This is a genomic window from Streptomyces sp. NPDC059524 (assembly GCF_042749255.1).
Lineage (GTDB): Bacteria > Actinomycetota > Actinomycetes > Streptomycetales > Streptomycetaceae > Streptomyces > Streptomyces xanthii.
This window is the reverse complement of record NZ_JBHYTK010000099.1, coordinates 21,054-30,158: the sequence shown is the minus strand read 5'-3', so window position 1 is coordinate 30,158 and position 9,105 is coordinate 21,054. Positions and strand designations below refer to the sequence as shown.

The 9,105-nt window shown below is 73.3% G+C and carries 6 protein-coding genes; 2 read left to right on the top strand and 4 right to left on the bottom strand.

Annotated features, from left to right (window positions below; translation table 11 throughout):
* Window positions 1–93 precede the first annotated feature (93 nt).
* The 3 genes from gap to sph form a co-directional block, all read right to left on the bottom strand.
* The gene (gene gap / locus ACFW9D_RS25140; RefSeq protein WP_384625087.1) at window positions 94–1,092 is read right to left on the bottom strand and encodes a type I glyceraldehyde-3-phosphate dehydrogenase; all 999 of its coding nucleotides are present in this window, start codon (window positions 1,090–1,092) and stop codon (window positions 94–96) included.
* Window positions 1,093–1,213: 121 nt separating this feature from the next.
* Window positions 1,214–2,176: a GlxA family transcriptional regulator gene (locus ACFW9D_RS25135; RefSeq protein ID WP_188340605.1), complete on the bottom strand. Its 963-nt coding sequence runs from the start codon at window positions 2,174–2,176 to the stop codon at window positions 1,214–1,216.
* Between the two features lie 51 nt (window positions 2,177–2,227).
* Window positions 2,228–3,211: a sphingomyelin phosphodiesterase gene (gene sph, locus ACFW9D_RS25130; RefSeq protein ID WP_384625083.1), complete on the bottom strand. Its 984-nt coding sequence runs from the start codon at window positions 3,209–3,211 to the stop codon at window positions 2,228–2,230.
* A gap of 153 nt (window positions 3,212–3,364) precedes the next feature.
* Here sph and ACFW9D_RS25125 point away from each other — a divergent pair, with 153 nt between their 5' ends.
* Window positions 3,365–4,648 carry a low temperature requirement protein A gene (locus ACFW9D_RS25125; RefSeq protein ID WP_384625080.1) on the top strand — a complete coding sequence of 428 codons (1,284 nt, stop codon included), beginning with the start codon at window positions 3,365–3,367 and terminating at the stop codon, window positions 4,646–4,648.
* 2 nt (window positions 4,649–4,650) lie between these two features.
* Here the strand turns inward: ACFW9D_RS25125 and ACFW9D_RS25120 are convergent, their stop codons facing one another.
* Window positions 4,651–6,429, bottom strand: a complete 1,779-nt coding sequence (locus ACFW9D_RS25120) for a serine/threonine-protein kinase (protein ID WP_384625078.1) — start codon at window positions 6,427–6,429, stop codon at window positions 4,651–4,653.
* Between the two features lie 332 nt (window positions 6,430–6,761).
* Here ACFW9D_RS25120 and ACFW9D_RS25115 point away from each other — a divergent pair, with 332 nt between their 5' ends.
* On the top strand, window positions 6,762–8,957 hold the full coding sequence (locus ACFW9D_RS25115) for a choice-of-anchor P family protein (protein WP_384625076.1): 2,196 nt from the start codon (window positions 6,762–6,764) through the stop codon (window positions 8,955–8,957).
* Window positions 8,958–9,105: the final 148 nt, after the last annotated feature.

Below are 9,105 nucleotides of genomic sequence, written 5' to 3'. Positions count from 1 at the left end.
CCGCGGGCGGCGGCGGCCTCCCCCCCCGCGCGCGGCCGCGGGCCCGGGGGGGGGCGGGGCCGCGGCGCCCCCCCGGTGCGGTGGATCCGGGGCTCAGCCCTGGGCGAGCAGCGTGAGCGAGTCGACCACGCGGTTCGAGAAGCCCCACTCGTTGTCGTACCAGGCGACGACCTTGACGTGCTTGCCGTCCACGCGGGTCAGCTCGGAGTCGAAGATCGAGGACGCCGGGTTGCCCACGATGTCGGCGGAGACCAGCGGGTCCTCGGAGTACTCCAGGACCCCGGCCAGCGAACCCTGCGCGGCCTCGCGGTAGGCGGCCAGCACCTCGTCGCGGGTCACCTCGCGCGACACCGTCGCGTTCAGCTCGACGATCGAGCCCACCGGCACCGGCACGCGGATCGAGTCGCCGGACAGCTTGCCGTCGAGCTGCGGCAGCACCAGACCGATCGCCTTCGCGGCGCCCGTGCTCGTCGGCACGATGTTCACACCGGCCGCGCGGGCCCGGCGCGGGTCGCGGTGCGGCCCGTCCTGCAGGTTCTGCTCCTGCGTGTAGGCGTGCACCGTCGTCATGAAGCCGTGCTCGATGCCGGCCAGCTTGTCGAGGACCGACGCGAGCGGGGCCAGGGCGTTCGTGGTGCAGGACGCGTTCGAGACGATCGTGTGCGCCGCCGCGTCGTACGCGTCGGTGTTGACGCCGTACGCGAGGGTCACGTCCGCACCCGCGGACGGGGCGCCGACCAGCACCTTGCGGGCACCCGCGGTCAGGTGGTCCCGCGCGGCCTCGGCCGAGGTGAAGCGGCCGGTCGCCTCCAGGACCAGGTCGACGTCGAGCTCGCGCCAGGGCAGCTTGACCGGCTCGCGCTCGGCGAGCACCTTGATGCGGTGCCCGTCGACGACCAGGGTGTCGCCGTCGACGCTCACCGGGCGGCCGAGCCGGCCGGCCGTGGTGTCGAACGCGAGGAGCTGCGCGAGCGCCTTGGGCTCCGTCAGGTCGTTGACGGCGACGACCTCGAGGTCGGTGTCGCGCTCCAGGAGGGCACGCAGCACGTTGCGTCCGATGCGGCCGAATCCGTTGATGGCGATGCGGGTCATGTGAGGAAGTCCTTTCGTCCGCCCCAAGACTCGCGCCCGGCGCCCGCGGCGAACAGGGCGATGATCGCCACGAACCGCAAGGATCGCGACACACGCGCGAAACGCCCCCGCGACGTGCCCGCTACTCGCCGCGGGCGAACGTCCGCCGGTACTCGCTCGGCGTCGTCCCGAGGATCCGCTGGAAGTGCAGCCGCAGATTCGCGCCGGTCCCGAGCCCGACGTCGGCGGCGATCTGCTCGACGCCCCGCTCCGAGCGCTCCAGCAGCTCGCGCGCCAGGTCGACCCGGGCCCGCATCACCCACTGCATCGGCGTGTACCCGGTCTCCGCGACGAACCGCCGCGAGAAGGTGCGCGGCGACACCGCCGCGTGCTGCGCCAGCACTTCGAGGGTGAGCGGATCGCCCAGCCGGTGCAGCGCCCACTCGCGGGTCTCCGCGAACCGCTCGCCGAGCGGCTCCGGCACGCTCCGCGGCACGTACTGCGCCTGACCGCCGCTGCGGTACGGCGCCGCGACCAGACGCCGCGCCGCGTGGTTCGACGCCGCCACGCCCAGCTCGCCGCGCAGGATGTGCAGACACAGGTCGATGCCGGACGCGGCGCCCGCCGACGTCAGCACACTGCCCTCGTCGACGAACAGCACGTTCTCGTCGACCCGGATCTGCGGATGCCGCGCGGCGAGCGCCCGCGTGTAGTGCCAGTGCGTCGTCGCCCGCCGGCCGTCCAGCAGGCCCGTGGCCGCCAGCGCGAACGCGCCCGTGGAGATCGCCGCGAGCCGCGCGCCCCGCTCGTGCGCGGCGGTCAGCGCGTCGAGCACGGCCTGCGGCGGATCCTCCCGGTCCGGGAAGCGGTAGCCCGGGATGAACACCAGATCCGCCCAGCCCAGCGCCTCCAGACCGTGCGCCACCGAGTACGCGAGCCCGTCGCCGCCGGTCACCAGGCCGGGCGCCGCCCCGCACACCCGGACCTCGTACGGCATGCTCGCGCGGGTCGTGAACACCTGGGCGGGGATGCCGACGTCGAGCGGCTTGGCTCCTTCGAGCACGAGGACGGCGACACGGCGCAGGGCGGGGAACGGGGCGGGCACGGGACGAGCCTACGTGGCCCGCCCCGGCCCGCGCGCCACCGTACGGGCAGGTCAGCCCGCCGAGGCCACCAGCGGGTAGTGGTCGGACAGGTCGGTGTACGTGTAGCTCGTGCCCCAGCTCGACACGGTCCACGGCGCGGTCGGCGCCTGCACCACCGTGTTGGTCCACCCGGCTGGCCGCGCGTGCCCCTCGCGGAAGAGCACGTAGTCGAGGTCCTCGCGCGGGTCGTCCGGGTACCGGTAGCGCGCGATCGAGTTCTCCTGGGTGTCGAAGGAGTACGGATGCCCGGCGCGCGCGTCCGCCGGCACCAGGTTCGCGTTGTCGAGCATCGACGCGTACTCGGCGCTGCGGCTGTCCACGTTCAAATCACCGGCCACCAGCACCTGCTCCGTCGCCGGGATGTTCTTCGCGGCGAGGAAGGAGTCGATCGCCCGGAACTGCGCGGCCCGGTCCGCCCGCGCCTCCCCGGCGCCGCAGCCGGAGTCCGTCGACTGGGTGTGCGTGCCGACGACGTGCACCCTGGCGCCGTTCACGTTCAGGACCGCGTACACGAACCCCTTGTTCGACCACCAGTCGGAGCCGCACGCGTCCTTGTATATGTACTGCTCCTTGCGCAGGATCGGCCACTTGCTGAGCAGCGTCACCCCGCCGTCCTCCGGCGTCGTCGACGAGTACGAGCCGCCGGTCGCGTCCCAGCCGCTCGTGCTGCGCCCGACCACCGGCGTCTGGTACGGGTACTGCGCCGACGCCGCCTGCTTGAGCGCGTCCGACGTGCTGTTGTCGAAGGCCTCCTGGAGCACGACGACGTCCTGGCCGCGGAAGAAGTCGGCCTTCGGGATCTCCGCGGCCCGGTGCTCCTGGCCCCAGTTCGGGTACAGGTTCCGGCTCATCAGGAACGTGTTGTACGTCAGGACCCGCAGACTCGGGGTCGCCGACTCCGCGTGCGCCGCGGGCACGGTGGTCGCGAGACCGGCCAGCGCGAGGGCGGCCGTGACGGCGACGCGGGTGAAGCGGGGGAGCGCGGCAGGCGCCATGGGAACTCCTGGGGGGTGGGAGGAGACGGTGGGATGAACGCGCGCAGACGAAAAAGTTGAGCACATGTCAACTCTGCCGGGGCGAGTATGGCGCCCGCGCGGCGCGCGCGACACCGGGTTGAGGAGATCCGCGGGTGCGGCATCATCGTGCCCATGAGCGACTTCGATCACCGTGAGCCCGGGCGGGGCAGACTCGCGCACAGCCGGGTGCCGATGACCGGCCGGGACCCGGGGGAGCGCGAGCGCGTCTCCACCCCACTTGAGCTGCTGTTCGACCTGACCTTCGTGGTGGCGGTCGGCACCGCGGCCTCCCGCTTCGCCGAGATGGTCGCCGAGGGGCACGCCGGGCAGGCCGTCACCGCGTTCGTCCTCGCCATGTTCGCCATCAGCGTCGCCTGGATCAGCTACAGCTGGTTCGCCTCCGCGTTCGGCACCGACGACTGGCTCTACCGCGTCCTCACCATGATCACGATGATCGGCGTCGTGGTGTTCTCGCTCGGCATCCCCGCGATGTTCCACTCCGTCGAGGAGGGCGACCACCTCGAACTGCGGGTCATCGTGCTCGGCTACGTCGTCATGCGCGTCGGCATGGTGCTCCAGTGGTGGCGCGCCGCCAAGGAGTCGCCCGAGTACCGCAGGGTCGGCATGGCCAACATCCGCTGGATCGTCGTCATCCAGCTCGGATGGGTCGCGCTCGCCTTCTCGCATCTGTCGCTGGCCGTCGTGTTCCCGTGCTTCGTCCTGCTCGGCGCCATGGAACTCGTGCTCCCCGTCCTCGCACAGGGCCGGGCCGGCGGCACGCCCTGGCATCCGCACCATGTGGCCGAGCGGTACAGCCTGTTCGCCATCATCACCCTCGGCGAGGGCGTCGTCGGAACCGTCGCCTCCTCGGGCGACCTGCTCGGCGGCGCGGACGGCACGGAGTGGACGTGGAACGCGGTCGCCGTCGTCGTCGCGGGCGTCGGCCTCACCTTCGGCATGTGGTGGGTGTACTTCTCCACCCCGTTCGGCGACATCCTGGTGCACCGGCGACAGCGCGGCTACCTCTTCGGGTACGGGCACATCCCGCTGTTCGCCGGGATCGCGGGCGCCGGGGCCGGACTCCACGTCGCGGGCCTCTCCCTGGAGCACCACGCGAAGATCGGCCACGTCGCCGTCGTCCTCGCGCTCGCCCTGCCCGTCGGTCTCTACCTCCTGACGGTCTATCTGCTGCACACCCTGCTGCTGTCCGCCGCCGACCGCTTCCACCTCCTGCTGATCGCCTGCACGCTGGCGATGCTGGCCCTCGCCGTCCTGCTCGCGGCCGCCGAGGTCCCGGTGGCGGTGTGCCTGCTCGTCGTGATGCTGGCGCCGTTCGTCACGGTGGTGGGGTACGAGACGATCGGGCACCGGCACCAGCGGCGGATGCTGGACGCGCTGCGCGGGGCGGGTGCGTGAGGTCAGGAGCGGGTGTATTTCCCGGCGTTGCCCGGCGCGGTCTGGGTCTGGTTCTGGAAGTAGTCGATGCTGGACGGCGCGTCGGCGTCCACGTACGAGGCGGCGATCGTCTGGCAGCCCGTCCCGGAGCGGGACTCGTCCGGGTTCCCCTCGCCGAGGACGAGCCGCTTCCCGCCGTTCTGCACGGAGACGAGCCGCGCCACGTAGGTGCAGTTGGGGTAGCCGTTGGCCGTCGTGAAGGTGACCGCCTGCTCGCCCGTCGCGGCCTTGCGGATCACGATGCTGTCCGGCGGCCAGCCGCCGTAGGTGGGCAGGTTCGCCTTCCAGGTGCCGACGAAGTACGAGGGCACGGCGTTCGTGGCGGAGGACCCGCTGTCGCCGGCCGCGCCCGAGCTGCCCCCGTCCTTCGAGCCGCCCGCCGGAGCGTCCGCCCCGTCGCCGTCGGCGGCCTCCGCCGGACGTGCCGTGGGTCCGGCCCCGCCGCCCTCGGGGGCGTCGCTCCGCGCTCCCTTCGGCTCGTCCTTCTCCTTCTTTCCGGCGTCCTTCGTGCCGCTCGCCGACGGTGACGCGGTGCCCGCCGACGCCGTGACCGACGGCGAGGCCGTGCCGGTCGGCCCTTCGGCCAGGTCCGAGCTGTCGGGGCGCTGGCTGACGAAGTAGTACACCGTGCCGCTGGTCATCAGGACGGCGAGGACCGCGGCGAGCACGATCCAGGCGGTCTTGTTGTGGCCCGAGGCCGTCGTGGTCGCGGGTGCGGGCGAAGGCGCGCGGGGCGCGGACGCGTCGCCGGAGGCGGGTTCATCCGCGTCCGGCGCGGGCGGCACGTCCTCCGGTGCCTCGATCTCGAGCAGCAGCGCCGTCTGCCGCGCCAGCCGCACCACCACCGCCGGCGGCAGCCACTCGCTGTCGCGTGCGCCGTCCTCCGGCCACGGCAGGCCGGCCAGCAGTGTCTCGACGTCGGGCCGTTCGCCGGCGTCCTTGACGAGACAGCGTCCGACGAACGCCCGCAGGTCCTCGTCCTCGATCAGCGACAGCTTCGGCGCGTCGTGGACGATCGTGTACATCAGGGAGTGGTTGTTGCTCGCCGGCTCCCCGTGCGGCAGACGGCCCGTGAGCGCCCAGGTGAGGACACAGCCCAGCGCGAAGACGTCCGCCTTCGGCCCGACCTTCTCCCCGCGCACCTGCTCCGGCGCCATGAAACCGGGCGTGCCCACCACCATGCCGGTGCCGGTCAGCCGCGGTTCGGCGGAGGTCTCCAGCGCGCGGGCGATCCCGAAGTCGATGACGCGGGGGCCCTCGACGGTCACCATCACGTTCGACGGCTTGAGGTCGCGGTGCACGACATCGGCCTCGTGGACCGTGCGCAGCGCCCGCAGGAGGCCGTGCGCGAGCACCTTGACGGTGTCGGCGGGCAACGGCCCGTTCTCCCGGACCAGTTGTTCGAGCGGTACGCCGGGCACGTAGCCGGTGGCGATCCAGGGGCGCTCCGCCTCGGGGTCGGCGTCGAGGACCCGCGCGGTGTACCCGCCGCCGACACGGCGCGCGGCACCGACCTCGCGGCGGAACCGGTCCCGGAAGGTGCGGTCCGAGGTGTGTTCCTCGTGCACGACCTTCACAGCCGCCGTACGGCCGCTCTCGGACCGCGCGAGATACACCCGCCCCATGGCGCCCGCGCCCAGCCGGCCGAGCAGCTGGAACGGGCCCACGCGCTGCGGATCCGTCGCTTCCAGCGGTTCTACGAGGGCCGCACCGCGCTTCGCGCCGTCGTGACTCCTGGGCATGCCGGACGTGTCCCCCGTTCCGTGCTGACGTTCAACTCGCGCAACAATAGAGGGCGTTGACCCGGCGGCGGGCCCGAGGGCGCGATCAGGACAACCGGTGACGGTGGAGACGGCGTGTGTCTCGTGTGCGTGCGTGTGTGGGCCGCGCAAGGGGGCGCGGCCCTGACCCGGCCCTTCTCGCCCCGCCCGCACCACATTTCGAACACGTTGCGCGTACTACTCCCGGTAAGGGTGACGGCCGGACCTGGCGCGGGCCCTGACGCGGCGTCCGGTTCCCCCGGGGTGCACCGGGGCGGCGATTGACGGGTGACGCGCCGGTCCCGCAGTGTCCCGTGGGTCAACGCTGGAGTTGCGCCGGTCATGCACGGCCGGCGCCGGGTTCAGGGGGAACCATCACTCGGCACAGACCACTTCGCAGCGCGCGCACGACCCTGCGCAGCGCACTGCTCGCCTGCGCCGCCACCGCGGCGCTCACCGCCGGGACGCTCGGCACCGCGACGGCCGCCCAGGCGGCCGCACCGGCCGACGGCGCACCGGCAACCGACCAAGTCACCTACCAGGGACGCACGTTCACCGTTCCGGAGTCCTGGGACGTCATCGACCTCGACCGGCACCCGGACACCTGCGTCCGCTTCGACCGGCACGCCGTGTACCTCGGCACGCCGGGCGCGCGGCAGGACTGTCCGGCCAAGGCGCTGGGCCGCACCGAGGCCATGCTCGTACAGCCCGCCGACCGGACGCGCGAGGGGGCAGCGTCCACCACCCGCGTCACCCGCGACACCACCGACCACTCCTACCGGGCCACGGCGCCCGGCCTCGAGATCACCGCCACCTACAGCGGCGACCGCAAGGACGTCGAGCGCGTCCTGGGCAGCGCCGGCCTGCCGGTGTCGGAGGCGAGGACGGTCCGGTCCACGGGGACGACGGGGACGGCCGGGAAGACCGCGGCCGCCGCCGCGCTGCCCGAAGACTCCACGTCCTTCCAGGGCAAGGGCTTCGACCGCTGCGCGGCGCCGTCCGCCGCCCAGATGCAGGCCTGGAAGGGCGCCTCGCCGTACGGCGCCGTCGGCGTCTACATCGGCGGTGTGAACGCGGGGTGCGGCGTCACCGTCGACGCGGGCTGGATGCGGGCCCAGTACGACGCGGGCTGGAAGTACTTCCCGATCTACGTCGGCCCGCAGGCCTCGGCGGACGCGGGTAGCTGCAACGGCACCTGCGACGTCATCGACGATCCCGTCGCGGACGGCGCGGCCTCGGCCCGCGACGCCGTCCAGGCGGCCGGCGCCCTCGGACTGCCCGCCGGCTCGGTGCTCTACTACAACATGGAGCACTACGACGGGGAACACGGCGCCGTCGTCACCGCGTTCCTGGAGTCCTGGACCCGGACCGTCCACGAACTCGGCTACCGATCCGGCGCGTACGGCAGCCTGTCCTCGCTGATCACCGACCTCGTCGACGCGGCGCAGGGCGGCGGCTACCTCGCCCCCGACGTCATCGACTTCGCCAAGTGGGACGACAACGCCACCACCGACGAGCCGCGGATCCCCGCCGCGCTGTGGGCCGACCACCAGCGCATCAAGCAGTACTCCGGTGATCTGACGCAGTCGTACGGCGGGGTGTCGCTGAACATCGATGCCAACCTGCTGGACGTCGGCGCCGGCGCCCCGCAGCCGCCCGTCCAGAAGGACACACAGCTCGCGTACACGGGGGCGAAGACGGTCTCGAACGGGTCCCCGGCCGAACTGGCCGCGACCCTCACCGAGAAGGACGGCGGCGCCCCGGTGACCGGGCGCGAGGTCGCCCTGACCCTCGGCGCGGGCGACGCGGCGCAGAAGTGCGCGGCGAAGACCGACGACCAGGGCCGGGCCGCCTGCACGATCGCCTCCGTCCAGCAGCCGCTGAACGCGGACGCGACCGTTCCCGTCACCGCCGAGTTCGCGGGCGACGACGCGTACAAGGCGTCGAAGGCCGAGGCCGCGGTGAGCCTCCAGTACGTCACCGGCCGGGCCTTCGGCCTGTCGGCGAACGTCCCGCTGCCCCTGCTCTCCGTCAAGGTCGACCCGACCCCGGACACGGGTGAGGTCCGCACCGCGGGCGCCGTCACCAAGGCCCCGCCCTGCACCGCGTCCGTCTCCACGCTCGTCCTGAGCGCGGAGGCGCTCTGCGCGAAGGTCGACGCCAAGACGGGCCCGAGCACGGCGACGGCCACCGCCTCGGTGAGCAAGGCGCGCGTCGGCATCGCCGGACTGCCCGTCGTCGAGGTGTCCGGCCTGACCGCCACCGCGACGAGCAGCTGCACGCGGCAGACCGGCAGCACCTCGCTCACCCTGAAGATCGCCGGCGCCGTCGTCGACGTGCCGGACACGCCCGACCACACGATCGACCTGGGCCTGGCCCGGCTCGTCGTGAACGAGCAGAAGAAGACGGCCGACGGCATCGAGGTGACCGCCGTCCACCTCACCAGCGCGACCGGCATCGACGTGACGATCGGCGCGGCCCGCTCCGCGGCGCACAACTGCGCGGACTGACCCGGAACTCCTGAGTTCCGACCCGGCGCGGGGGCGCCCCCGCCCGGGGGGGGGGGGGGGGGGGGGGGGGGGCCGCGGGGGGGGGGGGGGGGGGGGCCGCCCGGCGCCCCCCCGCGGGGGGGCCGCCGCCGGGGGGGGCGCCCGGCCG

What these genes read in the sequence shown, in the direction of transcription:
- gap (WP_384625087.1), bottom strand. Translation starts at nt 1,092, where the DNA reads ATGACCCGCATCGCCATCAACGGATTCGGCCGCATCGGACGCAACGTG.
- sph (WP_384625083.1), bottom strand. Translation starts at nt 3,211, where the DNA reads ATGGCGCCTGCCGCGCTCCCCCGCTTCACCCGCGTCGCCGTCACGGCC.
- ACFW9D_RS25125 (WP_384625080.1), top strand. Translation starts at nt 3,365, where the DNA reads ATGAGCGACTTCGATCACCGTGAGCCCGGGCGGGGCAGACTCGCGCAC.
- ACFW9D_RS25120 (WP_384625078.1), bottom strand. Translation starts at nt 6,429, where the DNA reads ATGCCCAGGAGTCACGACGGCGCGAAGCGCGGTGCGGCCCTCGTAGAA.